The 24,142-nt window shown below is 65.2% G+C and carries 25 protein-coding genes and 1 tRNA gene; 9 read left to right on the top strand and 17 right to left on the bottom strand.

The window, feature by feature from the left end; genetic code table 11:
* The first annotated feature begins 221 nt into the window (after nucleotides 1–221).
* Nucleotides 222–1,361, top strand: coding sequence for an FAD-dependent monooxygenase (locus BRA471DRAFT_RS03325; protein ID WP_007604655.1), 1,140 nt, complete (start codon nucleotides 222–224; stop codon nucleotides 1,359–1,361).
* Nucleotides 1,358–2,971: a benzoate-CoA ligase family protein gene (locus BRA471DRAFT_RS03320; protein ID WP_007604654.1), complete on the top strand. Its 1,614-nt coding sequence runs from the start codon at nucleotides 1,358–1,360 to the stop codon at nucleotides 2,969–2,971. Before BRA471DRAFT_RS03325 ends, BRA471DRAFT_RS03320 begins: the two co-directional genes overlap by 4 nt.
* A 166-nt stretch (nucleotides 2,972–3,137) precedes the next feature.
* Here the strand turns inward: BRA471DRAFT_RS03320 and BRA471DRAFT_RS03315 are convergent, their stop codons facing one another.
* Together BRA471DRAFT_RS03315 and maiA are read right to left on the bottom strand one after the other, a co-directional pair.
* Nucleotides 3,138–3,650 (bottom strand): MarR family winged helix-turn-helix transcriptional regulator, encoded by a 513-nt coding sequence (locus tag BRA471DRAFT_RS03315; RefSeq protein WP_007604653.1) that lies wholly within the window; start codon nucleotides 3,648–3,650, stop codon nucleotides 3,138–3,140.
* A complete protein-coding gene (maiA, locus tag BRA471DRAFT_RS03310) occupies nucleotides 3,640–4,272 on the bottom strand; it encodes a maleylacetoacetate isomerase (RefSeq protein WP_007604652.1) in 633 nt (210 codons plus the stop codon). The genes BRA471DRAFT_RS03315 and maiA overlap by 11 nt, the downstream gene beginning before the upstream one ends.
* 182 nt (nucleotides 4,273–4,454) lie before the next feature.
* Between maiA and gtdA the strand changes: the two genes are divergently transcribed.
* Nucleotides 4,455–5,495, top strand: coding sequence for a gentisate 1,2-dioxygenase (gene gtdA / locus BRA471DRAFT_RS03305; RefSeq protein WP_007604651.1), 1,041 nt, complete (start codon nucleotides 4,455–4,457; stop codon nucleotides 5,493–5,495).
* A 219-nt stretch (nucleotides 5,496–5,714) separates the two neighbouring features.
* On the opposite strand, the gene BRA471DRAFT_RS03300 is transcribed toward gtdA, so the two are convergent.
* The 4 genes from BRA471DRAFT_RS03300 to BRA471DRAFT_RS03285 form a co-directional block, all read right to left on the bottom strand.
* Nucleotides 5,715–6,539 (bottom strand): ABC transporter permease, encoded by an 825-nt coding sequence (locus tag BRA471DRAFT_RS03300; protein ID WP_007604648.1) that lies wholly within the window; start codon nucleotides 6,537–6,539, stop codon nucleotides 5,715–5,717.
* On the bottom strand, nucleotides 6,532–7,305 hold the full coding sequence (locus BRA471DRAFT_RS03295; RefSeq protein ID WP_007604647.1) for an ABC transporter ATP-binding protein: 774 nt from the start codon (nucleotides 7,303–7,305) through the stop codon (nucleotides 6,532–6,534). Before BRA471DRAFT_RS03295 ends, BRA471DRAFT_RS03300 begins: the two co-directional genes overlap by 8 nt.
* A gap of 130 nt (nucleotides 7,306–7,435) precedes the next feature.
* On the bottom strand, nucleotides 7,436–8,440 hold the full coding sequence (locus BRA471DRAFT_RS03290; RefSeq protein ID WP_007604646.1) for an ABC transporter substrate-binding protein: 1,005 nt from the start codon (nucleotides 8,438–8,440) through the stop codon (nucleotides 7,436–7,438).
* Between the two features lie 33 nt (nucleotides 8,441–8,473).
* Nucleotides 8,474–9,838 (bottom strand): FAD-dependent oxidoreductase, encoded by a 1,365-nt coding sequence (locus BRA471DRAFT_RS03285; protein WP_007604645.1) that lies wholly within the window; start codon nucleotides 9,836–9,838, stop codon nucleotides 8,474–8,476.
* Between the two features lie 113 nt (nucleotides 9,839–9,951).
* Here BRA471DRAFT_RS03285 and BRA471DRAFT_RS03280 point away from each other — a divergent pair, with 113 nt between their 5' ends.
* Nucleotides 9,952–10,836, top strand: coding sequence for a LysR family transcriptional regulator (locus tag BRA471DRAFT_RS03280; protein ID WP_007604644.1), 885 nt, complete (start codon nucleotides 9,952–9,954; stop codon nucleotides 10,834–10,836).
* A 118-nt stretch (nucleotides 10,837–10,954) separates the two neighbouring features.
* Here BRA471DRAFT_RS03280 and BRA471DRAFT_RS03275 read toward each other — a convergent pair whose 3' ends face one another.
* Nucleotides 10,955–11,758, bottom strand: a complete 804-nt coding sequence (locus tag BRA471DRAFT_RS03275; RefSeq protein ID WP_007604643.1) for an enoyl-CoA hydratase-related protein — start codon at nucleotides 11,756–11,758, stop codon at nucleotides 10,955–10,957.
* A gap of 154 nt (nucleotides 11,759–11,912) precedes the next feature.
* Between BRA471DRAFT_RS03275 and BRA471DRAFT_RS03270 the strand changes: the two genes are divergently transcribed.
* Nucleotides 11,913–12,887, top strand: coding sequence for a ketopantoate reductase family protein (locus tag BRA471DRAFT_RS03270; protein WP_007604642.1), 975 nt, complete (start codon nucleotides 11,913–11,915; stop codon nucleotides 12,885–12,887).
* A 4-nt stretch (nucleotides 12,888–12,891) separates the two neighbouring features.
* On the opposite strand, the gene BRA471DRAFT_RS03265 is transcribed toward BRA471DRAFT_RS03270, so the two are convergent.
* Nucleotides 12,892–13,569: an alpha/beta family hydrolase gene (locus tag BRA471DRAFT_RS03265; RefSeq protein ID WP_007604641.1), complete on the bottom strand. Its 678-nt coding sequence runs from the start codon at nucleotides 13,567–13,569 to the stop codon at nucleotides 12,892–12,894.
* A gap of 126 nt (nucleotides 13,570–13,695) precedes the next feature.
* On the opposite strand from BRA471DRAFT_RS03265, the gene BRA471DRAFT_RS03260 reads away from it, so the two are divergent.
* Nucleotides 13,696–14,841 (top strand): acyl-CoA dehydrogenase family protein, encoded by a 1,146-nt coding sequence (locus BRA471DRAFT_RS03260; RefSeq protein ID WP_007604639.1) that lies wholly within the window; start codon nucleotides 13,696–13,698, stop codon nucleotides 14,839–14,841.
* A 40-nt stretch (nucleotides 14,842–14,881) separates the two neighbouring features.
* Here BRA471DRAFT_RS03260 and BRA471DRAFT_RS03255 read toward each other — a convergent pair whose 3' ends face one another.
* From BRA471DRAFT_RS03255 to BRA471DRAFT_RS03230, 6 genes are all read right to left on the bottom strand, one after another.
* Nucleotides 14,882–16,021: an amidohydrolase/deacetylase family metallohydrolase gene (locus BRA471DRAFT_RS03255; RefSeq protein ID WP_007604638.1), complete on the bottom strand. Its 1,140-nt coding sequence runs from the start codon at nucleotides 16,019–16,021 to the stop codon at nucleotides 14,882–14,884.
* A gap of 126 nt (nucleotides 16,022–16,147) precedes the next feature.
* Nucleotides 16,148–16,224: transfer RNA gene (locus BRA471DRAFT_RS03250), tRNA-Arg, on the bottom strand.
* Between the two features lie 97 nt (nucleotides 16,225–16,321).
* A complete protein-coding gene (locus BRA471DRAFT_RS03245) occupies nucleotides 16,322–17,278 on the bottom strand; it encodes a tripartite tricarboxylate transporter substrate-binding protein (protein WP_007604637.1) in 957 nt (318 codons plus the stop codon).
* Between the two features lie 46 nt (nucleotides 17,279–17,324).
* A complete protein-coding gene (locus BRA471DRAFT_RS03240) occupies nucleotides 17,325–17,696 on the bottom strand; it encodes a dimethylsulfonioproprionate lyase family protein (RefSeq protein ID WP_007604636.1) in 372 nt (123 codons plus the stop codon).
* A gap of 28 nt (nucleotides 17,697–17,724) precedes the next feature.
* Entirely contained in the window at nucleotides 17,725–18,363 is a 639-nt protein-coding gene (locus tag BRA471DRAFT_RS03235) for an RraA family protein (protein ID WP_007604635.1), read from the bottom strand.
* A 26-nt stretch (nucleotides 18,364–18,389) separates the two neighbouring features.
* Nucleotides 18,390–19,907 (bottom strand): AMP-binding protein, encoded by a 1,518-nt coding sequence (locus BRA471DRAFT_RS03230; protein ID WP_007604634.1) that lies wholly within the window; start codon nucleotides 19,905–19,907, stop codon nucleotides 18,390–18,392.
* A gap of 208 nt (nucleotides 19,908–20,115) precedes the next feature.
* On the opposite strand from BRA471DRAFT_RS03230, the gene BRA471DRAFT_RS38645 reads away from it, so the two are divergent.
* Nucleotides 20,116–20,748, top strand: coding sequence for a hypothetical protein (locus BRA471DRAFT_RS38645; protein ID WP_007604633.1), 633 nt, complete (start codon nucleotides 20,116–20,118; stop codon nucleotides 20,746–20,748).
* 165 nt (nucleotides 20,749–20,913) lie between these two features.
* Here the strand turns inward: BRA471DRAFT_RS38645 and BRA471DRAFT_RS36050 are convergent, their stop codons facing one another.
* Complete coding sequence (locus BRA471DRAFT_RS36050; RefSeq protein WP_007604631.1) at nucleotides 20,914–21,129, bottom strand: hypothetical protein; 216 nt, start codon at nucleotides 21,127–21,129, stop codon at nucleotides 20,914–20,916.
* A gap of 36 nt (nucleotides 21,130–21,165) precedes the next feature.
* Nucleotides 21,166–22,167: a 2-dehydropantoate 2-reductase gene (locus tag BRA471DRAFT_RS03220; RefSeq protein WP_035973500.1), complete on the bottom strand. Its 1,002-nt coding sequence runs from the start codon at nucleotides 22,165–22,167 to the stop codon at nucleotides 21,166–21,168.
* A gap of 158 nt (nucleotides 22,168–22,325) precedes the next feature.
* Here BRA471DRAFT_RS03220 and BRA471DRAFT_RS03215 point away from each other — a divergent pair, with 158 nt between their 5' ends.
* Both BRA471DRAFT_RS03215 and BRA471DRAFT_RS03210 read left to right on the top strand, forming a co-directional pair.
* Complete coding sequence (locus tag BRA471DRAFT_RS03215) at nucleotides 22,326–22,907, top strand: YidB family protein (protein WP_007604629.1); 582 nt, start codon at nucleotides 22,326–22,328, stop codon at nucleotides 22,905–22,907.
* Between the two features lie 32 nt (nucleotides 22,908–22,939).
* Nucleotides 22,940–23,212: a GlsB/YeaQ/YmgE family stress response membrane protein gene (locus BRA471DRAFT_RS03210; protein WP_007604628.1), complete on the top strand. Its 273-nt coding sequence runs from the start codon at nucleotides 22,940–22,942 to the stop codon at nucleotides 23,210–23,212.
* A gap of 141 nt (nucleotides 23,213–23,353) precedes the next feature.
* Here BRA471DRAFT_RS03210 and BRA471DRAFT_RS03205 read toward each other — a convergent pair whose 3' ends face one another.
* A complete protein-coding gene (locus tag BRA471DRAFT_RS03205) occupies nucleotides 23,354–24,139 on the bottom strand; it encodes an SDR family NAD(P)-dependent oxidoreductase (protein WP_007604627.1) in 786 nt (261 codons plus the stop codon).
* Nucleotides 24,140–24,142 lie beyond the last annotated feature (3 nt).

The raw sequence follows: 24,142 nt of genomic DNA, 5'->3' as shown, positions 1-24,142 counted from the left end.
GGGGTCTATCTGAAGCGCTGCGTCTGACGGGGCGGATGGCCAAGCCGCCACGGTTTGGCTATGCTTCGCAAGGTCACTGCTTCGGACACGCGCCAAACGTGCGTCCGGACGTGAGCTTTGATGCGCTGCGCGCCTTGCCGATAATTCCGCTGGCGCGGGCGACCGGAGCACATTAGTCTACCCCTAGATAGTAAGTATACTGTCAATTAGGGAGGCAGACGTTGCGGATCGCCGTGATTGGCGGGGGGCCCGGTGGGCTCTACTTCGCCTATCTCTGGAAGAAGCGTCACCCCGAGGATCAAGTCGACCTGTTCGAACAGAACCCGGCCGACGCGACCTGGGGCTTTGGCGTGGTGTTTTCCGACCAGGCCCTGGAATTCCTGCGCGCCGACGACCCCGAGACGGTCGACGCGATCGCGCCACACATGGAGAGCTGGGAGAACATCACGCTGAACCTGAGCGGCGACAGCGTCGCCATCGACGGCGTCGGCTTCTCCTCGATCGGCCGGCTCGAGCTGTTGCGCTTCCTGCAGCAGCGCGCGCTCGATGCCGGCGTCACCCCGCGCTTCGACACGCCAATTCATGGGATCGATCAGCTCAACGGCCACGATCTGATCGTCGCCGCCGACGGGCTGAACTCGCTGGTGCGCCGCGCCTTCGAGGGCGATTTCGGCACCTCGCTGTCCTACTCCTCCAACAAGTTCGTCTGGTACGGCACCTCGAAGCGCTTCGACACGCTGTCGCAGACCTTTGTGAAGACCGACCGCGGCGCGTTCAACGCCCACCACTACCGCTACTCGCCGACCATGAGCACGTTCCTGGTCGAATGCGATCATGCGACGTGGCAGGCCTACGGTTTCGCCTACAAGGACGTGGAGCAGTCCAAGGGCGTCTGCGAGGAGGTGTTCGCCGACACGCTCGGTGGCCGCTCGCTGGTCTCCAACAAATCGGTCTGGCGCAACTTCCCCTGGGTCTGGAACGAGCACTGGTCGTTCAAGAACATGGTGCTGCTCGGCGACGCGCTGCACTCGGCGCATTTCTCGATCGGCTCGGGCACGCGGCTCGCGATCGAGGACGCCATTGCGCTGGTCAAGGCGCTGGAGTCGGATGCCCATCTCTCCACCGCCCTGCATCGCTACCAGGCCGCGCGAAAGCCGGTGGTGCAGAAGCTCGTGAACGCCGCGCGGACCAGCGCTTTCTGGTACGAGCACTTTGCCCAGCACATGCAGCAGGGCCTGATGGACTTTGCCTATAGCTACATCACCCGCTCCGGCCGCATCGACGACTCCCGCTTGCGCGCGATGTCGCCGGCCTTCATGGCGCGCTACGAAGCCGCCAAGAACGGTGGGGACGAGGCATGAGCGAGCAGATTCACGACCAGGTGCCCGCCGACTGCGCGGGCGCGCGCGAGATCGGCTTTTTCGTTCCGCAGGTCTACAATGCCAGCCGCGTGCTGTTCGACAATGTCGGCAAAGGCCGCGGCGACAAGCTCGCGCTCATGGGCCCCGCGGGCACCCGCACCTACGCCGAGCTCTGCGCGGAAGCCTGCCGCTGGGGCAACGGCTTTGCCTCGCTCGGCCTCAAGCGCGGCGGCCGCGTGCTGTTGTTCCTCGATGATACCCCGGCCTATCCGGCCGCGTTCTTCGGCGCGGTGCGCGCCGGCTTCGTGCCATTGCTGATCAACACGCTGACACCGCCGGATCTGCTGCAATTCTATCTCGCCGATTCCGGCGCGACTGTTGCCGTGGCGGATGCCGAGTTCTGTGCACGGTTCAACGCCGAGGCCTGCAAGGACACGAACCTGCAGACGCTGATCGTCGTCAATGGTGCGGTGGGCGATCACGCCGCGCCGAACGCCGTTTCCGCCGCCGGCTGGCTCCCGCAATTTCCGGCCGAACTCGCGGAAGCCGACACGCATCGCAACGAAATGGCGTTCTGGATGTACTCGTCCGGGTCGACCGGCCGGCCCAAGGGCATCGTGCATCTCCAGCACGACATGGCCTATAGCGAAGCCGCCTTTGCGCAGAACGTCTTGAAGCTGACGCCGGATGACATCTGCTTCTCGGTGCCAAAAATATTCTTCGCCTATGGCTTTGGCAACGCGATCACCTTCCCGTTCTCGGCGGGCGCGACGACGCTGCTGTTGCCGGGCCAGCCGAAGCCCGCGGCGATCTTCACGGCGATCGAGCAATACAAGCCGACGGTCTTCTTCGGCCTGCCGACGCTTTATACAGCGCTGACCAAGGCCGAGGGTGCCGACAGGACCGACTTCTCGTCGCTGCGCATGGCGCTCTCGGCCGCCGAGGTGCTCTCGGCCGACGTCTTCAACGGCTGGAAGACGCTCACCGGTCTAGAGATCGTGGAAGGCCTCGGCTCGACCGAGGTGCTGCATATCTATCTCTCCAACCGTCCCGAGCGGAAGAAGCTCGGCGCGGCCGGCCTGCGCGTGCCCGGCTACGAGGTCGCGCTGCGTGACAAGGACGGCCGCGATGTCGCCGACGACGAGGAAGGCATCTTGTGGGTGCGCGGCGATTCCAACACGCCGCTATACTGGAACCGGCCAGACAAATCCGCCGAGACCATCCGCGAAGGCGGCTGGATCTACACCGGCGACCGCTTCGTCCGCGATGCCGACGGCTTTCACTTCTTCCGTGGCCGCGCCGACGATCTCATCAAGATCTCCGGCCAGTGGGTCTACCCGCTCGAGGTCGAGCTGTGCCTCGCCGACCACCCGGACATCCGCGAATGTGCGGTGTTCGCCGCCGAGCTGCCGGACCGGCGCATGACGCTGAAGGCGGTCGTGGTGATGAACAGCCGCGCGGCTGATCAAAGCGAAGCGACACGACGGCTGCAGGATTACGTGAAGGGCAAGCTGCTTCCCTACAAATATCCCCGCGAAGTGATCTTCATCGACGAGCTGCCGAAGACGGGCACGGGGAAGATCGACCGGCAGGCGCTGTTGCGGATGTGAGCGGCGGTGTTGCTCACTCTCGGTGTCGTCCCGGCGAAGGCCGGGACCCATACGCCGAGTGGGAGTTATTAGCGCGAGCTGGTCACCACCTGTCTTCGCCAAACCGAACTCGGTGGTTATGGGTCCCGGCCTTCGCCGGGACGACACCGGAATGTCAGGCGCCACCTCACCCCGCCTTCCCCAGATGCTCCAGCGCATCCTCCGCCCGGAGCGGCACCCGCGACGCCTCGTTGTTGAGATCGACGAGCTGCACCAGGAGCCCCATCAGCGCCTTGCGGTCCGCCGGCTTGAGCGGCTCGAGCATCCGCATCTGGGCGCGTTCGACGGCGGGAATGATGTCGCGCAGGATCGCCGCGCCTGATTTGGTCAAATAGAGCAGCTTGATCCGCTTGTCTTCCAGCGCCGGCCTGCGTTCGACGAAATCCTTGGCCTGAAGCCGCTCGATCACGCTGCCGAGCGTGGAGCGATCGAATGCGATCACCGCGGACAGTCGCGTCGCGTCGATGCCCGGGTGGGTGTGGATCGCGATCAGCGCCGCGTATTGCACCGGCGTGAGATCGAACGCCTTGCACTCCTCCATGAAGATCGAGACCGCGATCTGCTGCATGCGCCGGAACAGATAGCCCGGCGCGGCATAAACTGCGTCTATCGTGATCGGAGGGGCAGGCTTACTCGGCATCGGGCTGGTTCTCCGGCGCGGCGTTAACGAACGCCGGCAGCGCCTTGGCCGCAGCTTCCGCCTTAAGCAGACGCGGATAGGCCGAGACGTCGACGCCGAAGCGGCGCGCATTGGCAAGCTGCGGCACCAGGCAGAGATCGGCGAGCGTCGGCGCATCCCCGAAGCAGAACGGGCCCGGCTCGGCCCTGATCAGCGTCTCGCAAGCCGCGAGCCCCTCGCGGTTGACCCAGGCCGCCCAGTCCTGAACCTTCTCCTCAGGCAGCCCGAGCTCGCGCAGCCGCGCCAGCACCTTTAGATTCTGCACGGGGTGAGTGTCGCAGGCGATCGCCAACGCGAACGCCCTCACCTTGGCGCGCTGCAACGCATCCCTCGGCAACAGCGGGGGGTTGGGATGGGTTTCGTCGAGCCATTCGATGATGGCGAGCGATTGGGTCAGCACCGCGCCCGCGTCGCTCTCCAGCGCGGGCACCAGGCCCTGCGGATTGATGGCGAGATAGGCGGGCGCGCATTGCTCGCCCTTGCGAAGGTGATGCGGCAGGTGCTCGGCACCGAGGCCCTTGAGGCTCAGCGCGATTCGTACCCGGTAGGCGGCGCTGGAGCGGAAATAGCCGTGCAGCTTCATCGGAACCCTCCCCTTACTTTTTTGTCGTTCCGGGGCTCGCGAAGCGAGAACCCGGAACCTCGAGATTCCGGGTTCGATGCTATCGCATCGCCCCGGAATGACGACATTGATCGTACCCGTCACATTGACGCTACCTAGATCGTAAGTATACTGTCAATTAACAAAACGACGGGAGCCGCACCATGGAAGCCGTGACCAAGACGCCGGAACGCGAGGCGTTCTACAAGAAGATCGACGGCGAGAATCTCACCGCGCTCTGGACCGTCATGAGCGATTTGATCACGCCGGAGCCGAAGAGCGCCTGCCGGCCGCATCTGTGGAAGTTCGACATCATCCGCGACTACATGACCGAAGCCGGCAAGCTGATCACGGCGAAAGAAGCCGAGCGGCGCGTGCTGGTGCTGGAAAATCCCGGCCTGCGCGGGCAGTCGAAAATCACCACGTCCCTCTATGCCGGCGTGCAGATGGTGGTGCCCGGCGACATCGCGCCCGCCCACCGGCACAGCCAGTCGGCGCTGCGCTTCGTGCTCGAAGGCAAGGGCGCCCACACCGCGGTCGACGGCGAGCGCACCGCGATGGAGCCCGGCGACTTCATCATCACGCCGTCGATGACCTGGCACGATCATTCCAACGAGACCGACCAGCCGATGTTCTGGCTCGACGGTCTCGACATTCCGCTGGTGCAGTTCTTCGACTGCTCTTTCGCGGAAGGCTCCAACGAGGATCAGCAGAAGATTACAAGGCCAGCCGGCGACAGCTTCGCGCGCTACGGCCACAATCTGCTGCCGGTCGACGTGAAGCGGAGCTCGAAGACGTCGCCGATCTTCAGTTATCCCTATGCCTACACGCGCGAAGCACTGGAGAAAGCCCGCACGAGCCAGGAGTGGGACGCATGTCACGGGCTGAAGCTGAAATTCAGCAACCCCGAGACCGGCGACTTCGCGATGCCAACCATCGGCACTTTCATCCAGTTGCTGCCCAAGGGCTTCAAGACCGCGCGCTATCGTTCGACGGACGCAACGGTGTTCTGTCCGATCGAAGGCCACGGCCGTACCCGCATCGGGGAATCGACCTTCGAATGGGGCCCGCGCGATTTGTTCGTGGTGCCGAGCTGGCAATGGGTCACGCACGAGGCGGACATGGATGCAGTGCTGTTCAGCTTCTCGGATCGACCCGTGCAGCAGAAGCTGGATTTGTTCCGGGAGGATCGCGGGAACGCGTGAGGTGCGAATGTTAGCCGCACTCTCCGCTGTCGTCCCGGCCTAGTGCGCAATTGCGCACGGGGGCCGGGACCCATACCGCGTGACCTATCGAGACGAACGGTATTCGTACCGACGAAAGAGCAACGACGAGTATCCGCCAAACTACCGCCTGGGGTTATGGATCCCGGCCTTCGCCGGGATGACGACGGAGGTGGTGGCGCGCACTTCCATCCACAGCCCTCACCGCCAGTGCAGCAGCCGCGTCTCCAGCCAGTTGATCACCCGCCCCACCATCAACCCGAACACCGACAGGATCACCACGCCCGCGAGCAGCTGATCCGTCTGCATCAAATTGCCGGCCTGCAATACGAACGCGCCGATGCCGTATTGCGCGCCGATCATCTCGGCGCTGACGACGAGCAGCAGCGCCACCGACGACGTGATGCGGAAGCCGGCGAGGATCGCGGGCAGCGCGCCCGGCCACACCACCTTGCGCACGATCGTGGCGAACGGCACGTTGAAGCTTTGCGCCATGCGGACGAGGTTGCGCGGCACCGCGTCGACGCCGCTATAGACCGAGATTGCGGTCGAGAAGAACACTCCGAGCGCGATGGTCGCGATCTTCGGCTCTTCACCGATGCCGAGCCAGAGGATCAACAGCGGCAGCAGCGCAATCTTCGGGATCGGGAACAGCGCCGAGATGAAGGTGATGCCGACGCTGCGCGCCAGACGCGACAGGCCGATGGCAAAGCCGACCGCGACGCCGGCCGCCGTGCCGAGCAGCCAGCCGACACCGATGCGCAGGAGCGACGCGGAAAGGTGCTGCCACAGCGCACCCGAGATCGCGAGCTGGTAGATCGCACGCGCGATCGCCGACGGCGGGGGCAGGAACAGCGGATTGACCAGGCCGGTGCTGCCCGCCGCCTGCCAGATCGCAATGACCAGCGCGAGCGCGATCCAGCCGCCGAAGCGGCTGCTCGCCGGCACGAAGCCGGCGCCGCGAAAGCGGACGCGCCGGACCGCGTCATCCTTCGCAGATGTTCCCGCCGGAGCGCGATCAAGCATGCTGGACCTCGCGCTCGGCATCGATCGCCTCGTTGCGGATCAGCGACCAGATCTGGTTCTGAAGCGCGAGCAGCTTTTCACGGGCTGCAATTTCACCGCGCTGAGTACGCGTCATCGGCACGCTCACGACCTCGCGAATGCGGCCAGGACGCCGCGACAGCACCACGATGCGATCGGCAAGCCTCGCCGCCTCTTCGAGATTATGCGTGACATAGACCGCGCCCATGCCGCCATCGGCGAGGAGCCGGACGAAATCCTCCATCAGCAGTTCGCGGGTCTGCGAATCCAGCGCCGACAACGGCTCGTCCATCAGGAGAATGGCCGGCCTGACCGCGAGCGCGCGCGAAATGCCGACGCGCTGGCGCATGCCGCCGGACAGCTGCTTTGGATAGGCCGTGCGAAAATCCGTCAGGCCGGTGCGGCGCAAGGCGTCATCGACCAGCGCGCGGCGCTGCACGGACGAGAGCTGGGTGTGCAGCAGCGGGAATTCAACGTTCTCCTCCACATTGGCCCAGGGCAGCAGCGCGAAATCCTGGAACACGAAGGTGAGCGGATTGAGACTGTCCGGCGGCGGCGATCCACGCAGCTCGGGCGCGCCGGAGGTCGGCAGCAACAGGCCACCGAGGATCGACAGCAACGTGCTCTTGCCGCAGCCCGACGGCCCCACGATCGCCACCACCTCGCCGGCACTGACGGTGAACGAGACGTCGTCGAGCACGGCGAGCTCGCCGAAACGATGGGTGATATGGTTGGCGATCAGGTCCATGTCATGGCCTCAGTGTCGTCCCGGCTGCATCCGGGCGGTGCATCCTGCGAGGCTCGCTTCGCGAGCGCCTCCAGCGACAACGGCTTTGCCGTTGCGCGGGGATGACGGAGATGGAGAGGAGCGCGCAGCATCAATCCGCCTTCACGAATTCCTTTGCGATGATCGCGTTCGCGTCAAAGCCCTTGTCGGCAAAACCCTGCTCCTGGAGCCATTTGATCTGGTTGTCGACGTTCTTCACATCCAGCTTGCCGTCGGCATCGATATAGGCGCAATTGCCGACCACCTGCTCGACCGGGAGGTTCGTATACTTGGCGATGATCTCCAGCAGCGGCTTTGTCTTGTCATTGATCGGCGCGACACCGTCTTTCATCGCAGCAAGAATGACGTCGTGATATTCGCGGTCGGCCTTTGCCAAAACGCCGAGCAGCTTCGTCGCCAGAACCTTGTTGGTCAGCGTCTTCGGCGAGGCGAACACCGCGCCCAATTGCCAGGGTGTCTCGTCGCCGACCCAGCCGAGAAACTTCGCACCGCCGTCGTCCATCAGTTTTCGCGCGGTGGAGATCGGCAGCAGCGCGGCATCCACGGTTTCGCCCTTCAGCGCGGCCGCCGCGTTCGACAGCGATTGCAGCGGCACGATCTTCACGTCCGCGAGCTTGAAGCCGTATTTGTCGGCAAGCAGCCCGAGCGAATAGTGAAAGGAGGAGCCGACCTGGGTCATCGCCACGCGCTTGCCCGCGAGGTCCTTCGGCGTCTTCAGACCGCTCGCATAAGCGTTGTTGCTGGCGAAATAGCCGATCAGGGGATAGCCGGCCCTCTCGCGGCTCATGCCGCCGATCACCTTCAGCACGCCCTTGCCGGCGAGATTGTAGAGGCCGGCAGTGAAGGCAGTCACGCCGAAATCGATGTCGCCGGAGGTGGTGGCCACCGCGATCGGTTGGGCCGCATCGAAGAATTTCAGCTCGACGTCGACGCCGGCCTCGCGGAAATAGCCCTTGTCCTGCGCGATGAACACGGGCGCGGAGGAGGATAGCCTGAGCACGCCGATCCTGGCTTTCAGCACGTCCTCGGCTCGGGCCGCGCCCATCGCTGTGATCGCCATCAGGCCAGCTAGCGCGAGCCGCACAATCCCGGTCATTTCGTTTCCTCCCCGTCGTTATCTTGCAGTCGGTTACAGGCCCTCGGGCACGGGCTGGTCCCGTCCGACGAAGGCGCCCTGTTGTTTCAACGTTTCTTGCAATTTATCAATGGGGATGTCGCGTGGAATGCGGTTTCCGGAGAGCGCCAGCGCGGCGGCGGAACCGGCCGCCTCCCCCATCACGAAACAGGCACCGGAGACCCGGGCCGCCGATTGGCCCTCATGGGTCATCGAGGCGCAGCGGCCGGCGACCAGCAGATTGTCGACGCCTTCGGGCACCAGCATCCGGTACGGCAGTTCGTTATAGCCGCGCGATTCCGGGATCGGCGGGAAGGTGAAGACGACGTCGCCGGGGACATGGGCCTCGATCGGCCAGCCATTGACGCCGATGGAATCCTCGAACGAGGCGCAACCCAGCACGTCCTCGCCGCTGAGCTGATAGCCGCCCGTGATGCGGCGGGTTTCGCGGATGCCGAGCTGCGGCGGCAGGTCGACGATGTAGGATTTTTCAAAGCCCGGCACGGTGCGCAGGAATTCGAACGCGGCGAGCGCCTGCTTGCGGCCCTCGATCTCGCCGCGGGTGAGATCGTCAGGCTCGATGCCGTTGATGGCATGGCCGTCCTCGCGCGCCACTTGCGTGAAGTTCACCCGCCATTCAATGCCGGACTTCTGCGGCCGCACGATCGCGCTCTTGCGCGGGAATGTGTGGGTGCCGGCGGCGATGGCCTGCTCCATCAATTGCGGGATGGTGCGCCAGGCCTCGCCCGCCTTCTCGGGATCGATGCCGTTGAGACGGAGCATCATCGAGGGATACATCGGATGACCGTGCTCGTCGCCGAATTCGAACGGCGCGCCGGCCCAGACCGCGAGATCGCCGTCGCCGGAGCAATCGATGAAGATCTCCGATCGCACCGCCTGTCGGCCGGCCTTGGTCTCGACCATCAGCGCGTCGATGCGGCTGTTATCGTCCATCACGACGCCGGCACCGAGCGCATGGAAAAGGATGTGCACCTTGTGGCTGGCGAGCAGTTGGTCGGCCGCGATCTTGTAGGCGGCGGTGTCGTAAGCCTGGGCGAAGACCTTGCCGAGGATCAGATGCGGCGCGTTGAGGCCGTTCAAGCGATCGATCCGCGCCAGCAGCTCGGACGCCATGCCTTGCACCAGCCGGTGGGCCTCGCCGTAGACATTGCCATGCAGGCCGCAGAAGTTGGTGACGCCGGCAGCGGTCCCCATGCCGCCGAGGAACCCGTAGCGCTCGATCAAGAGCGTCTTCCGTCCAGCGCGCGCGCTTGAGGCCGCCGCCACGATGCCGGCCGGACCGCCGCCGAGCACGACCACTTCATATTCGCCATAGATCGGCACATGGCGTGCCGGTTCTTCGATCGTCATGGCCTGCATGGCGCGTCCCTGTCTCTGAAAGTCTCTTGCTTTGGCCGACTATGAATTAACTCGAACCGAGCTACAATCCGCCAAAATAGACGATCAGTTTTCTCGAATCGAGAAAGGTCGGAATGGACATCCTCGTCAACTTGCAGGCGTTCCTCGCCACCGCCGACGCCGCCGGCTTCTCCGCGGCTGCGCGAAAACTCGGCGTCTCGACGTCGGTGGTGGCCAAGCGCGTCACGCAGCTGGAGGCGCGGATCGGCACGCCGCTGTTTCAGCGCTCGACCCGGCAATTGCGGCTGACCGAGGCCGGCCAGCGCTACGTGCATCGCGCCCGCGCCGTCGTCACCGACGCCACCGACCTGCTCTCGCGCATGGGCGAGAAGGGCCATGATCTCGTCGATCACCTGCGCATCAAGGCGCCGACCTCGCTGACGGTTGCCCGGCTTGCGGACGTCTTCACCGCTTTCCAGACCGAGAACCCGCGGCTCAAGCTCGATATCGTGCTGTTCGACCGTCCGGTCGATCCCGTCACCGAAGGCTTTGATATCGCCATCGGCGCCTTCCCGCATTCCTTTGGCGGGGTCGTCGACGAGCCCCTGTGCCCGCTGAAGCGGCTGCTCTGCGCCTCGCCTGCCTATTTGAAGAAACACGGCACGCCGAAACATCCGCGTGATCTGGTCGAGCATCGCTGTCTCAGCTTTCTGCCGACAGGGCCGGAGTGGATCTTTGACGGGCCGCGCGGCCGCATCAGCGTCCAAGTCAGCCCGCTGCTGTCCTGCAACGAGGGCCACGTGCTGGCGCGCAGCGCCATCGCCGGCAATGGCATCGTGCTGATATCGGACTATCTCGTCGCGGACGCCTTGCGCGACGGCGCACTCAAGCCGGTTCTGCGCGAGTTTCCGATTCCGGAATTGTGGGTGAAGGCTGCGATCCCTGAACGGCGGCGCAATGCGGCTGCGGTGCAGGCGCTGCTGACTTTGCTGAAAACTTCACTGGCCGTGTCGCTGTAAGGGCCCGTAGCCCGGATGGAGCGCAAGCGTAATCCGGGTTCGTGCCACGCGAGGACAACCGAGAGATTCGGTTAGTCCGTTCCCGGATTGCGCTTCGCTCCATCCGGGCTACTCGCGTTCAGCTTTTGGCACCTGCCCAATTCGCCGCGCGTTTTTCGGCAAACGACGCCAATCCCTCCGCCGCCTCCGCGCTCTGTCGCTTGACCGAATGCAGATGCACGAGCCGCTTGTAAGCCGCATCGTCCACCGCCATGCCGCCGAACGAGCTCTCCAGCGCCAGCCGCTTGGTCTCGGCCATCGCCTCCGGTCCGTTGGCAAGCAACTGCTCGACCACCTTCGCGCCGGCGGCGTCGAGATCGGCGAGCGGCACCACCTCGTGGACGAGGCCGATACGACGGGCGTCCTCGGCGCCGAAACGTTCACCAGTCAGCGCGTAGCGGCGGACTTGCCGTACGCCGATGGCATCGCAGAGCTGCGGGATGATGATCGCCGCGGTCAGGCCCCAGCGCACTTCGGTGATCGAGAACAGGGCGTTCTCCGCCGCGATCACGACGTCGCAGGCTGCGATCACGCCGGTGCCGCCGCCGAAGCAGCCGCCCTGCACCAGCGCCACCGTCGGAATCGGCAGCGTGTTGAGCCGCTGCACGGCCTCGAACGTCGCCCGCGACGCGGCCTCGTTCGCCTCGCTCGATTGCGGCCGCACGCCATTGATCCATTTGAGGTCGGCGCCGGCCTGGAAATGCTTGCCGTTGCCCTTGAGCACCACGAGGCGAAGGTCGGGCTTGCTGCCGAGATCGTCCATCGCCGCGAGCACGCCCGCGATCAACGCGCCGTCATAGGCGTTGTTGACCTCCGGCCGGTTCAACGTGACGGTCGCAACCCCACGCGCATCCAGGGTCCACAGGACGGGGCTGTCGGTCATCGGTGTTCCTCCGCTCGTTTGTTTGGCGCGCACTATGACCGAGGCTCCATACCTCGATCCATATCTTTCGAGCGTAGGGCAGCCGCGTCCATCGCATGGCGGCTTGTGTCATGCTGCCGCGGGGCGGCATCAAGGGATCAGGGACGGACATCACATGCGCATCTGCATTTTCGGCGCGGGCGCCGTCGGCAGCCATATTGCGGTCAGGCTGGCCCGCGCCGGCCACGAGGTCTCGTGCGTGATGCGCGGCGCGCACCTGGAGGCAGTCCGGGCCAACGGCCTGAAGCTGCGCGTCGGCGATTCCGAGGTCTCCGCCAAGGTGAACGCGTCAGGCGATCCGGCCCAGCTCGGCCCGCAGGACGTCGTGATTTCCACGCTCAAGGCCACCGCGCTCCAGGGGCTGGTCTCCAACCTCAAGCCGCTGCTGCAGGACGACACCGCGATCGTCTTTGCGCAGAACGGCATTCCCTGGTGGTACGGGATCGGCCTGCCGCCGCGACACCCGACCCCGCCGGACATTTCCTTCCTCGACCCGGGCGGGCGCTTGCGCGCCTGCATTCCGAAGGAGCGGATCGTCGGCGGCGTGGTCTTCTCCTCCAACGAGGTGACCGCGCCCGGCGTGGTGCAGAACCTGACGCCGGACCGCAACCGCCTGCTGATCGGCGAATGCGACGATCGCAATTGCGCGCGCATCACGACGCTCCGCAGTGTCTTCACCGACGCGCGGCTGGAATCGCCGCCGGTCGCCGAGATCCGCGAGGCGATCTGGTCAAAGCTGCTGACCAACATGTCTTTGTCGGTGCTGTGCCTGCTCACCGGCCAGACCGCGCGCGGCGTGCGCGATGACCCCGCCTTTGCGGACGTCATTCCGCGGATGCTGAACGAGGCCAACGAGATCGCCCAGCACTTTATCCCCGAGGTCAAGCGCGTGTCACGCAGCGGCCCCGCCCCCAACCACAAGCCGTCGCTGCTGCAGGATTACGAGCTCGGTCGCGCCATGGAGATCGACGTCCTGGTGAAGGCGCCCCAAGCCTTCGCGCGCACCGCCGGCCTGTCGACGCCGACCCTCGATCTCATTGCCGCGCTCGCGATCCAGAAGGCGCGCGACAAGGGGCTCTATTCGGCGTGAGATTTCAGGCGAGTTTGTCGATCCAGGCCGAGAGCGTGTCGAGCACCTCCGCAAGCGCCTCTTCATTGCTGCGGCCGGACCTTTTTAGCACCGCGAAGGAGTGATCGCCGCCTTCGACCTCGTGCAGCGTCGCCTTCGGTGCAAGAGCGGCGATGACCGGCTTGAGGAGGCCGAGATCGGCGAGCCCGTCGCGGGTGCCTTGCAGGAACAGCATCGGGATCTCGACACGGGCCAGGTGCTCGGCGCGCTCCGTCGACGGCTTCTTGTCGGCGTGCAGGGGAAAACCGAGGAAGGCGAGCCCTTTGACATCAGGCAGCGGAGTCTTCGACTGCGCCTGCGACGTCATGCGCCCGCCGAACGATTTTCCGCCCGCAACGAGCATCACACCGGGGCAGAGCCGCGCGGCTTCCTCGACGGCCGCGCGGATCGTGGCGTGGGCGACAGCCGGCTGGTCGGGACGGGCCTGCTTGTTTTCCATGTAGGGAAAATTGAAGCGGAAGGTCGCGATGCCGCGAGCAGCGAGACCCTCCGCAATCTGGTCCATCGATGCATGCTGCATCCCCGCACCCGCACCATGCGCCAGCACGTAACAGGCGCGCGCATCATCCGGCTGAGTCAGGATCGTGGAGACCGTGCCGATGCGCGCGATGTCGAGCTTGAGCTCTTGAGTTTTGACAGCCACAATCAACCATCCCGACAGACGCTGCTCCGGCCGCCTTGGTAGCGTCACCGGCGCAGGCTGAAAACACAATAATTGCCGCCAAAGGCTGGCCTACCAAGCCGGAATGCCGCATTGACCGAGGTGACCATGTCCTACCGCTCCTCCTGGATGACCGAAGAGCTCGAAATCTTCCGCGACCAGTTCCGGAAATATCTTGCCAAGGACCTGGCCCCGCATGCCGAAAAATGGCGCGAGCAGAAGATGGTCGACCGCTTTGCCTGGCGCGGGCTTGGCGAGATGGGCGCGCTGCTGGCGAGCGTGCCGGAGGAATATGGCGGCCTCGGCGCCACCTTCGCCTATGACGCCGCCGTGCTCGACGACCTCGAAAGCACGGTGCCGGAGCTGACGACCGGCGTCTCCGTGCACAGCGCCATCGTCGCGCACTACATCCTCAATTACGGCTCGGAGGAGCAGAAGAAGCGCTGGCTGCCAAAGATGGCCTCGGGCGAGATGGTCGGCGCCATCGCCATGACCGAGCCCGGCACCGGCTCGGATTTGCAGGCGGTCAAGACCACCGCCAGGAAGCAGGGCAATTCCTACGTCATCAATGGACAGAAGACTTTCATCACCAACGGCCAGGCCGCCGATCTCGTCATCGTGGTCGCGCGCACCGGCGATGTCGGTGCCAAGGGCATTTCGCTGATCGTGGTCGAAACGTCGGGCGCGGATGGATACAAGCGCGGGCGCAACCTCGACAAGATCGGCCTGCATGCCTCCGACACGTCCGAGCTGTTCTTCGACAACGTCACGGTCCCGCCGGACAATTTGCTCGGCGGCGAGGAAGGCCAGGGCTTCGTGCAGCTGATGCAGCAATTGCCCCAGGAGCGCCTCGCGCTCGCGGTCGGCGCGGTCGCCGCAATGGAGCGCGCGATAAAACTCACCGTCGACTACACCAAGGAGCGGAAAGCATTCGGCAAGCCGCTGATGGATTTCCAGAACACCGCCTTCAAGCTCGCCGAGCGCAAGACCGAAGCGATGATCGCGCGCGTATTCGTCGACTGGTGCATCGAGCGGCTGGTCGCAAAGGACCTCGACACCGTCACCGCGTCAATGGCGAAATATTGGTGCTCGGAGAAGCAGGTCGAGACCGCCGACGAATGCCTCCAGCTGTTCGGCGGCTACGGCTACATGCAGGAATATCCGATCTCGCGCATCTTCATCGATTCCCGCATCCAGAAGATCTATGGCGGCACGAACGAGATCATGAAGCTGTTGATCGCCAGGTCGTTGTAATCAAGTCGCTGTAATCAGGTCGGCGTGAGCGGCCCGCCGCTCAGTTCGGATGCCACCAGCGGCCGCCGATGACGACGCCCTCGGAGACGATCTTGCGATCGCCGATCAGGTGCTCGCCGACGACGTCCTCGTAGTCGAACTGGCCTTCCCTCACCGAGATCAGCGTGGCGTCGCCGACGCTGCCCGGCTTGAGGCTGCCGAGCTCGGGGCGCCGCAGCGCCATCGCAGCGTTGACAGTCGAAGTTGCGATGACGTCGGACAGCGGCATGCCCATGCACAGGAATTTCGAAAGGGTCGTCACCTGATCGAAGGCCGGGCCGTCGATGCAGAGTTGATGAATGTCGGACGAGATCGTGTCCGGATAGAAGCCGTTGGCGAGCATGGCACGTGCGGTCTTGAACGCGAACGAGCCCTTGCCGTGGCCGATGTCGAACAGCACGCCGCGCTCGCGCGCGTCGAGCACCGCCCGCTTCACCGTCCCCTGCGCGGTCGCGGGCGTGTTGGGGAAGGGCCGGAACGCATGGGTGAGCACGTCGCCGGGGCGCAGGCGCGCCAGCACCTCCTCATAGCTCGGCGGCGGATGATCGATATGCGCCATCAGGGGCATGCCGACTTCGTTCGCGACCTCGATCGCGATGTCGAGCGGCACGACGCCCGACGTGCCCGAGGAGTGCAAGCCCACGCGCACCTTGATGCCGACAATGAGGTCGCGGTTGGCGTCGGCCACCTTGGCCGCCTCGATCGGATTCATCAGCCGCAGCTCCTCGCTCTCGCCGACCATGATCCGGTGCGAGAAGCCGAAAATGCCGGCATGCGACACGTGAAGATAAGCGAGAATGCGGACCTGGCTCGGCTCGATCACGTGCTTGCGGAATCCGGCGAAATTGCCGGGCCCCGCGCTGCCGGTGTCGACCGCGGTGGTGACGCCGGAGAGGCGGCAGAACTCCTCGGCGTCGATGCCAAGCGACGTGCCGCCCCAATAGACATGGGTGTGGAGATCGATCAGCCCCGGCGTCACGATGTAGCGAGACACGTCGCGCACGTCGGTGCCCGGATCGGCCTTGAGCCCGGTGCCGATCGCAGCGATCTTGCCGCCCGAAAAGGCGACATCGGTCACGGCATCGAGCTTCTGGGACGGGTCGACCACACGGCCGCCGCGCAGGATCAAGTCGAAGGGCATTGTCGTCTCCGGATATGGCAGCTAGGCGGGGCCGGCAATCAGCCGGGGCCAGGAAGGAAGCTTCGCGCTTCTAGCAATTTTTGCGCCGACGAGCGTGGCAAACGCGACGATTGCTCACTGAAATTCTGGCGATCCCGGGAAGACTCGAACTTCCGACCTACGGTTTAGGAAACCGTCGCTCTATCCGGCTGAGCTACGGGACCGCGGAACCCGCAGAGCGGGTTACCGGGGCTTCTTATCAAAGCGGAGGCGGGATCGGAAGCCCTCCGCGTTGCTCAATGCGGAGGGCTGCCGGTCATCTCACGCCCTGATATTGTTGTCCTTCACCACCTTGCCCCAAGTGGCGACCTGCTTGTCGAAGAAGGTCTTGAAGGCGGGGCCGTCCTCGAGCAGCAGCGTCATCTGCTGGGTGTCCTTGAGCTGGGCGGCGGTCGCGGGCTCGCTCAGGATCTCCTTGGACGCCGTCGCGAGGGCTGCGACGATGTCCGGCGGCGTGCCGGTGGGCGCGAAGATGCCCCACCAGGCCAGCGTCTCGAAATCCGGAAAGCCCGCCTCGATCGCGGTCGGCGTATCCGGCAGGCCCGGCAGCCGCTCGCGGCCGAGCTGCAGGATCGGACGCAGCATGTTGGTGCCGAGTTGGGCTGCGACCAGCGCCGCCGATCCCGCGATCAGGTCGACATGGCCGCCGAGCACGTCGTTCATCGCAGGGCCGCCGCCGCGATAGGGCACGTGCGTGATCTCGACGCCGGCCTTGTTGCCGAGCACGGTCATGGCGAGATGGCCGAGCGTGCCGATGCCGACGGAGGCATATTTCACCGCGCCGGGCGTCGCCTTGCAGGCCGCCACCACGTCGGAAAAGCTCTTGTAGGGACGGCCCGCACCGGCGGCGATCACGTAAGGCGCGGTGCCGACCAGCAACACCGGCATCAGTTCGCGCTCGACATCGACGGGCGGCTTGTCGAGGATGGAGGGGATCACCGCGTGGGAATCGAAGGTGACCAGGAACGTCGGGCCGTCAGGCGGGCTCTTGGCGACCTGCGCCGCGCCGAGCGCGCCGGCGGCGCCCGACTTGTTCTCGACAATGACGATGCGGTTGAGCTTGGTTTGCAGGTGGCTCTGGAGCAGCCGCGCCATCGCATCGGTCGATCCGCCCGGCGGAAACGGCACCACCAGCGTGATTTTTGAAGCCTGGCCCAACGCCGGCGTCATCGCGAGAATAGCCGGCGCCGCGAGCAGCGTCCGTCGTGTGATCTTCATGGTCCCCTCCCCTGTTTTCTCGCGCCCGGCTTTTGCTCTTGGCGCTTTAAGTCGTCCCGAAACCGGATCCCGCTTTTCTGTATTCTGGCCGCGGCGGACTGAAAATGTCCAGCACGCGGGCGCCGTCGGGGCCGGCGCGCATGGTGTGCGGCACATTACCCGGCGTGCGCCAGAAGTCGCCCTTCTTCACGGCTATCTCCTCACTGCCCTGGACTCGGATGGCGGAGCCGTCGAGCAGCACGCCCCATTGCTCCTCGGGATGATGGTGCAGCGTGCCTTGCGCATGCGGCGCCAGCGTCACCACCGACAGCATGGCCTGCTCGCCGGAGAAGATGCGCGTGGTCACCCCTGCCGCGAGCTCGCGAAACAGCCCGTCGGCGGTATCGTCGAGATTGTGGAATTCGTCCTTCTGGCTCACGCCATCCTCCCCTTGTTTTTTTCGCTGATCAGGATTTGCCATACGAGCCCTGATAACGGCCCTCGCGGATCGCCTTCAGCGTCTCCTCTTCGCGCGCGACCTGGGCGCGCACGGCGTCCAGCAGAGCCGCGGCACCGGCGGCGGCAAACGACACCACGCCGTCCTCGTCGCCAACGACGATGTCGCCGGGCGAGATCACGCTGCCGCCGATCGAAACAGGCACGTTGATCTCGCCGGGGCCGTTCTTGTAGGGGCCGCGGTGGATCACGGCGCGGGCATAACATGGAAAGTCATCGGCCGCGAACGCCGCAACGTCGCGGATCGCGCCGTCGATGACATAGCCTTCGGCTTTGCGCCACTGCGCGATGTTCTTCATGATCTCGCCGACCAGCGCGCGGGTCTCATCGCCGCCGCCATCGACCACGATGACGTCGCCGGGGCCCACCAGTTCGAGCGCGCGGTGGATGGCGAGATTGTCGCCAGGACGGGTGCGGACCGTGAAGGCCGTGCCCACCAGCTTGGCGCCGCGGTGATAGGGCTTGAGCCCGACGGCGCCCGGCAGCCGGCCGAGATTGTCCGAAATGACCGAGGTCGGCGCGCCGCGAAAACCCTCGATGATCTCGGCCGGCGGCTTCGGCACGGCGTTCGCAGCGATGGTAATGGTCATAATCTCGTTCCTCCCCGTGAATTCTCTTAATCGGCGTCCGCCCTTGCCTTCGCCGGCCAAATCCGGAAGGCACGCCCCTCCTTCATCCACGCCGCGCGCTCGTCGCGCAACAGGGTGCGGCGAACTTTTCCGGAATCGTCGCGTGGCGGGGCGGTGACGATCTCGAAGCTCTCGGGGTGCTTGTAGCGGCTGAGCCGGTCCCTCAAAAAATCCGCCATGCCGTCGGCAATGGCCTGACCGTCCGCATCGCCCTCCGGCTCGATGATGGCGTGCACGCGCTGGCCCAATTCCGGATCGGGCAATCCCACCACCACGCAGGAGCGCACGCCCGGACCGGCGGAGACGGCAGCTTCGACCTCGGCGGGATAGATGTTGGCGCCGCCGCGCAGCACCATGTCGGCGAGGCGGTCACCGAGATAAAGGTAGCCTTCCGCATCCAGCCTGCCGATATCGCCGAGCGATTCCCAGCCGTCCGCACGGCGCTTCGGCTCGGCGCCGAGATAGTGATAGGTGGCATCCTTGCCGTCATTGTTGAGGAAATAGATCTCGCCGCTCTCGCCTGGCGCGACGTCGTTGCCGTCCTCGCCGATGATGCGCAAGCGCGCCATCTCGCCGATCTTGCCGACCGAACCCTTGTGCGTCAGCCATTCCGTGCCGGAGATGATGCAGGAGCCTTGTCGCTCGGTGCCGCCATAGAGCTCCCAGATCCGCTCGGGTCCGAGCCAGGCGATCCAGTTCTCCTTCAGCCAGGGTGGCATCGGAGCGGCCATGTGGAAGACGGTTTGCAGGCTCGACAGATCATAGGTGTTGCGCACGTGCTCCGGCAGCGCCCAGATCCGATGCATCATCGTCGGCACGAAATTGACCCATTGCACGCGCGCGCGCGCGATTTGCCGCAGCGCCTCCTCGGCGTCGAACTTGACGAGGCCGGTGAGCTGGCCGCCGGTGAACAGCGCGTAATGCGACACGATGAACGGCGCATTGTGATAGAGCGGGCCGGGATTGAGCAGCGAGACCCCGAACGGGATGTTGAGCGGCGGCGCGGCGACCGTGTCGATCACTGCCGGCTGGTGATCGAGGATCACCTTCGGGCGGCCGGTCGATCCGCCGCTGGTCATCGCCTTCCAATAGCGCGCCACCGGTGCGGTGAGCGTCTCGTCCGAAAATCCTTCCGGCACGAAATCCGCGGGCAGACGGTTCGGCGCGTTCCAGTCGGCTTCGCCGCCGACCACCAGCGCCGGCTTCAGGATGTCGAGCACCGCGGCGGCCTCGCCCCGCGGCAGCCGCCATGACAGCGAGGTCGGCGTCGCTCCGCATTTCCACACCGCAAACGATGTCTCGAAGAACGCATTGCCGTTCGGCAACCCGATCGCGACAAAGTCGCCGGCCTTGACGCCCCTGGCCATGAACGCCCGCGCGCGTCGGTTGGCGCCGCGCTCGAGCGCATCCCATGTCAGCGTATCCTGCCCGTGACGGACGGCCATCGTGCCTTGAGGTTTGCGCGCCGCGTACCAGCGCGGCACGTCGGACAGGGGCAGCAGCATCAGGCGTTTCCACTTCGTTTTCTTGGCGTCGTCGATGAGGCGAGCGCAGGATGAAGTGACGCTGTGACTCCTGCGCCACGTCAAGCAAAAAATGTCAGCATCGCAGCCATGAAATTCCCCGGTTCCATGGGTGACAAGCAGGCCATAAAGGGGCAAAAATCAGCCCGACTCAGTTCGGGTTGAGTTTTGCAAGGAATGCTCTCGTAGAATGTCGGACGTAGTTGCATCGCGTCGTGCGGCGCTTGTCGTTGTCGCAGCAGGATTTTTCCTGCTGGCGCCGTCGCATGCCCAGGCACAATGGTGGAAGCGCGCGCCTGTTGACTTCGAGACCTGTGCCGACGCCGCCGAAAAAGCCACGACCAAGTCCGAGAAGACGGCTGCGCTTGCCGACTGCAACGCCAAATTCGCCGGCCGGCGCAAGGCAGGCGGCGGCTATTCCTATTACGATTTCCTCCAGGACCGCACCTTCGACATCGCCGGCCCCAATCCGACGCCGGAGGAGCAGAAGAAGATCGACGAATCCTACACCGCCTATCTCGCCAATCAGCGCCGCAGCAATGAAGCCGCGCAAGCCACCGCGCGCCAGCAGCGCGAGCAGCAGGAACAACAGCTGCAGCAGCTCCAGCGGATCGCATTGCGCACCGACGTGGAGCGCGTGCCCGTGCCGGTCGAGCGGCCGAAAGTCCAGCAGGCCACCATCGGCGACGCGCGGCCGCGGCCGAAGGGCGCACCCTGCACCAAGGGCTCGTTCTCCTGCGAATGGCCGCGGCTGTCGGATGGATTGAACGATATCAAGAAGCTGTTCAGCCCGACGCCGAGCAAGCCCGCGAAGAAGGGCTGAGCTGCGCCCACAAGCCCCGCCGTCGTCCTGGCGAAAGCCAGGACCCATTATCCCAAGAGGTAGTTCGGCGGCAGACTTGTAGTTCGGTACTCCGACCGCTCACTATTGATCGATTCCGCGGTATGGGTCCTGGCCTTCGCCAGGACGACGGCTGAGGATGCGGCCTCAGTTCGTGTGCTTCTTCTTACTGCGCTTCGGTTGAGCTACCGGCGCATTCACCGGTGCCGTTGTTGTCGGTGAATTACCCAACTGCGACCTGCTCTCCTGCAATCGCCTGTCATAACCGGGAGAGTTCATGACCGTCGGCGGCCGGGCCTCCGCGACCGAGGACGCGGCGCAGACCACGGCCAGCGCGAATCCGATCATCAGGCGACGCTTCATCGTTGCTCCTCCCGTCGTGCAGCCTGCACTCATGCGTTACCCGCGGATCTGCTGCGGCGACAGCCGCGGCGGACCCTGGCCCGCGCTCTCGGCCTCCTGGATCAGCGCAACAATGCGGCGCGACAGCGGCACGTCAACATTGTTCTGCTCGGCGAGCGCGATGATCGCGCCCTGGAGATAGTCGATCTCGGTCTTGCGGCCCTGCTTCAAATCCTGCCACATCGAGGAACGCGCCTCGGGATCGATCTTCATGGTCCTTCCCAGGATCGGGTTGAAAATCGGATCAGGCAGTCTCAGCAAGGTGGGCGTCCAGGATGACGGGATCGGCGTCGCCGAGACCGGTGTGATGCCGGCGGCCCTCATCGCGGCCAGCCCCTCCGCCATCTGATCGGCGAACAGCCTTCGCCATTCGCGGCTCGCCAATTGCGCGGCGAGCGGCATATCGGACAAGGCGCTGAGCGCGTTGTTCAAATTGATGATCAGCTTGCCCCATTGCACGCCGGTGATGTCGCGGCTCGCGCGCATGGCGAGCCCGGGCACCGACAGCGCCGCGGCCGTGTTCGTATCATCTTGGCCAACATGAATGTCGCCGGAGGTCGAGCGGTGGAAGCGGCCCTCGCCCATCCCGACCACGTTGAAAGGCACCATGCCGGCGAGCACGCGGCGGTCGCCGAGGCGCTCGCGCAGCACCGCGACATTGCCGACGCCGTTCTGCAGCGAGACGATGACGGCGTCTTGCGGCGCATGCTGCGCGATCTGGTCCGCGACACCGGCCGTGTCGGCGCTCTTCACCGTGACCAGCACGATGCCGGCGCTGTGCAAGATCGCGGGATCTTCCGACAGCGCGAGTCGGCCCGCGCCGAGCTTCTTCTGCGAGCCGTCGAAATCGGTCAGAAGCAAGCCGAACCGCTCGATCTCGGACTTCACCCGCGGCCGCACCAGGAGCGCGACGCGGCGGCCGCCGGCCGCCAGAGTGCCGCCGACGAAACATCCGATGGCGCCCGCGCCGGCCACCACGATCGGTCGATCCGTCATCACCTTTGCCTGCCCCCTTAACGATCTGCCTTCGATAGCAGAGGCTGTGACTGCTGCCCATTCCCGTAGTCGCGGCGCAATCGCCTTGTAACCGTCATGACGGCCTCATATGTTTTCGAACGGGGCTTGTTACCGGCAGGAAAGCGCCAAAGGAGAACGCCATGGGTTTGCTCGACGTCCTCAACGGCATGCAGAACGGCCCGCGCGGGCCAAGCACGCCGAGTTCACAATCCTCATCCAGCGGCGGCATGTCGCCCATGACCATGGCGCTGCTTGGCCTGCTCGCCTGGAAGGCATTCAAGCATTTGAGCGGCAATCAGAGCGGCAGCGCGCCGCAGCCGTCCCCGGCCCCGACGCCGACGCATCTCCCCCCTTCGGTGAATGCGGGCGCTGGCGGCGGCCTCGGTGACCTGTTGAAGGGTGGCCTTGGCGGCCTGCTCGCGGGCGGCGCGGCCGGCAGCGTGCTCAGCGGTGGGCTCGGCGATCTCCTCAATCAGCTCCAGCAGAGCGGTCATGGCGACGCTGCCAATACCTGGGTCGGCAAGGGCCAGAACAAGGCAATCGCTCCAGGCGATCTCGCCAATGCGCTCGGCGCCGACCAGATCGAGAGCCTGTCGGCCCAGAGCGGCCTGTCGCGTGACGAGCTGCTCTCCGGCCTCAGCCAGTATCTGCCGCAGGTGGTCGATCATCTGACGCCGGACGGACGGCTGCCGACCGAGCAAGAGATCGCGGGCAGAGTCTGATTTTAGTTTAGTCAAAGCGAGGAAGCACGGACATGAGCATGGGTGGCTTGTTGTGGATCATCGTCGTCGGCTTCATCGCCGGCCTCATCGCGCGTTGGCTGGCGCCGGGACCGAACAATCCGAGCGGCTTCATCCTCACCACCATCCTCGGCATCGCCGGCGCATTTCTCGCGACCTTCATCGGCCAGGCCATCGGGCACTACAGTCCCGACCAGGGCGCGGGAATCATCATGGCCACCATTGGTGCCGTGGTGGTGCTGTTCATCTGGCACCGGCTGGTGGCGAGCGGCGTGATCAAGGGGTGACGCACTAAGCCGTCATCTACACCACATCCACATCGTCATGCCCGGGCTTGTCGCGGGCATCCATGTTCTCCTATCCGCGGAGCAGCGCGTGGATGGCCGGGACAAGCCCGGCCATGACGTGGAGAGAGGGCGCCGCGCGACTCACGTCACCAAATGCATCCCCGCATCCATGCGCACGACCTCGCCGGTCATGTTGCTGGAGGCCGGCATCGCCAGGAAGCAGACGAGCTGGGCGATGTCTTCCGCCGATGATGCAACCTTCAGCGGTACCTTCGCCACGACGCTGTCGCGCACCTGCTTTGCGCCCGCCTCGCCGCGGCCCTTGGTGAACCACGGCGTATCGATATAGCCGGGACACACCGTGTTGACGCGGATCAGCGGCGCCAGCGCGCGCGACAGCGACAGCGTCATGGTGTTGAGCGCGCCCTTGCTTGCAGCGTACGCAATCGACGATCCGACGCCGCTGATGCCGGCGACCGAGGAGATGTTGACCACGGCGGACGGCCGCCCAGAGGCCTTGGCGCCGGCCTCGAGCAGGCCGCGCGCCGCGCGCACCATCTGGAACGGGCCGATGGTATTGACGCCGTACAGGCGTTGGAAATCTTCCGCCGACAATCCATCGAGATCGGCATGGGCGACATGCTTGGTGGTGCCAGCATTGTTGACGAGCACGTCGAGTCGGCCCCAGCCGCTGGCTGCCGCGACGATCTTGCGGCAATCGTCATCCTTCGAGACGTCGCCCTGCGCGACCAGAACTTCCGGTGAGCCCGCCTTGCGGCAAAGCTCCGCGGTCGCCTCCGCTTCCCTCTGGCTCGAGGAATAGTTGATGACGAGCCGCGCTCCGCTCCGTGCGAGAATTTCCGCGGTCGCAGCACCCAGGCCGGAGGCGGACCCCGTCACGATTGCGCACAAACTGTCCTTTGCCATCCG

The sequence above is a fragment of the Bradyrhizobium sp. WSM471 genome (assembly GCF_000244915.1).
In the GTDB taxonomy this organism is placed as follows: Bacteria; Pseudomonadota; Alphaproteobacteria; order Rhizobiales; family Xanthobacteraceae; genus Bradyrhizobium.
The sequence above is the reverse complement of the archived record's forward strand: the minus strand, read 5'-3'. Positions and strand labels throughout refer to the sequence as shown.

Bases quoted from the DNA above. Each gene is read 5' to 3' on its own strand.
- BRA471DRAFT_RS36050 (WP_007604631.1), bottom strand. From the start codon at position 21,129: ATGAAGCGTCGCCTGATGATCGGATTCGCGCTGGCCGTGGTCTGCGCC.
- BRA471DRAFT_RS03205 (WP_007604627.1), bottom strand. From the start codon at position 24,139: ATGGCAAAGGACAGTTTGTGCGCAATCGTGACGGGGTCCGCCTCCGGC.
- BRA471DRAFT_RS03295 (WP_007604647.1), bottom strand. From the start codon at position 7,305: ATGGACCTGATCGCCAACCATATCACCCATCGTTTCGGCGAGCTCGCC.
- BRA471DRAFT_RS03300 (WP_007604648.1), bottom strand. From the start codon at position 6,539: ATGCTTGATCGCGCTCCGGCGGGAACATCTGCGAAGGATGACGCGGTC.
- BRA471DRAFT_RS03215 (WP_007604629.1), top strand. From the start codon at position 22,326: ATGGGTTTGCTCGACGTCCTCAACGGCATGCAGAACGGCCCGCGCGGG.
- BRA471DRAFT_RS03260 (WP_007604639.1), top strand. From the start codon at position 13,696: ATGTCCTACCGCTCCTCCTGGATGACCGAAGAGCTCGAAATCTTCCGC.
- BRA471DRAFT_RS03255 (WP_007604638.1), bottom strand. From the start codon at position 16,021: ATGCCCTTCGACTTGATCCTGCGCGGCGGCCGTGTGGTCGACCCGTCC.
- BRA471DRAFT_RS03270 (WP_007604642.1), top strand. From the start codon at position 11,913: ATGCGCATCTGCATTTTCGGCGCGGGCGCCGTCGGCAGCCATATTGCG.
- BRA471DRAFT_RS03320 (WP_007604654.1), top strand. From the start codon at position 1,358: ATGAGCGAGCAGATTCACGACCAGGTGCCCGCCGACTGCGCGGGCGCG.
- BRA471DRAFT_RS03280 (WP_007604644.1), top strand. From the start codon at position 9,952: ATGGACATCCTCGTCAACTTGCAGGCGTTCCTCGCCACCGCCGACGCC.
- BRA471DRAFT_RS03290 (WP_007604646.1), bottom strand. From the start codon at position 8,440: ATGACCGGGATTGTGCGGCTCGCGCTAGCTGGCCTGATGGCGATCACA.
- BRA471DRAFT_RS03275 (WP_007604643.1), bottom strand. From the start codon at position 11,758: ATGACCGACAGCCCCGTCCTGTGGACCCTGGATGCGCGTGGGGTTGCG.
- maiA (WP_007604652.1), bottom strand. From the start codon at position 4,272: ATGAAGCTGCACGGCTATTTCCGCTCCAGCGCCGCCTACCGGGTACGA.
- gtdA (WP_007604651.1), top strand. From the start codon at position 4,455: ATGGAAGCCGTGACCAAGACGCCGGAACGCGAGGCGTTCTACAAGAAG.
- BRA471DRAFT_RS03285 (WP_007604645.1), bottom strand. From the start codon at position 9,838: ATGCAGGCCATGACGATCGAAGAACCGGCACGCCATGTGCCGATCTAT.
- BRA471DRAFT_RS03245 (WP_007604637.1), bottom strand. From the start codon at position 17,278: ATGAAGATCACACGACGGACGCTGCTCGCGGCGCCGGCTATTCTCGCG.
- BRA471DRAFT_RS03230 (WP_007604634.1), bottom strand. From the start codon at position 19,907: ATGCTGCTGCCCCTGTCCGACGTGCCGCGCTGGTACGCGGCGCGCAAA.
- BRA471DRAFT_RS03210 (WP_007604628.1), top strand. From the start codon at position 22,940: ATGAGCATGGGTGGCTTGTTGTGGATCATCGTCGTCGGCTTCATCGCC.
- BRA471DRAFT_RS38645 (WP_007604633.1), top strand. From the start codon at position 20,116: ATGTCGGACGTAGTTGCATCGCGTCGTGCGGCGCTTGTCGTTGTCGCA.
- BRA471DRAFT_RS03315 (WP_007604653.1), bottom strand. From the start codon at position 3,650: ATGCCGAGTAAGCCTGCCCCTCCGATCACGATAGACGCAGTTTATGCC.
- BRA471DRAFT_RS03235 (WP_007604635.1), bottom strand. From the start codon at position 18,363: ATGACCATTACCATCGCTGCGAACGCCGTGCCGAAGCCGCCGGCCGAG.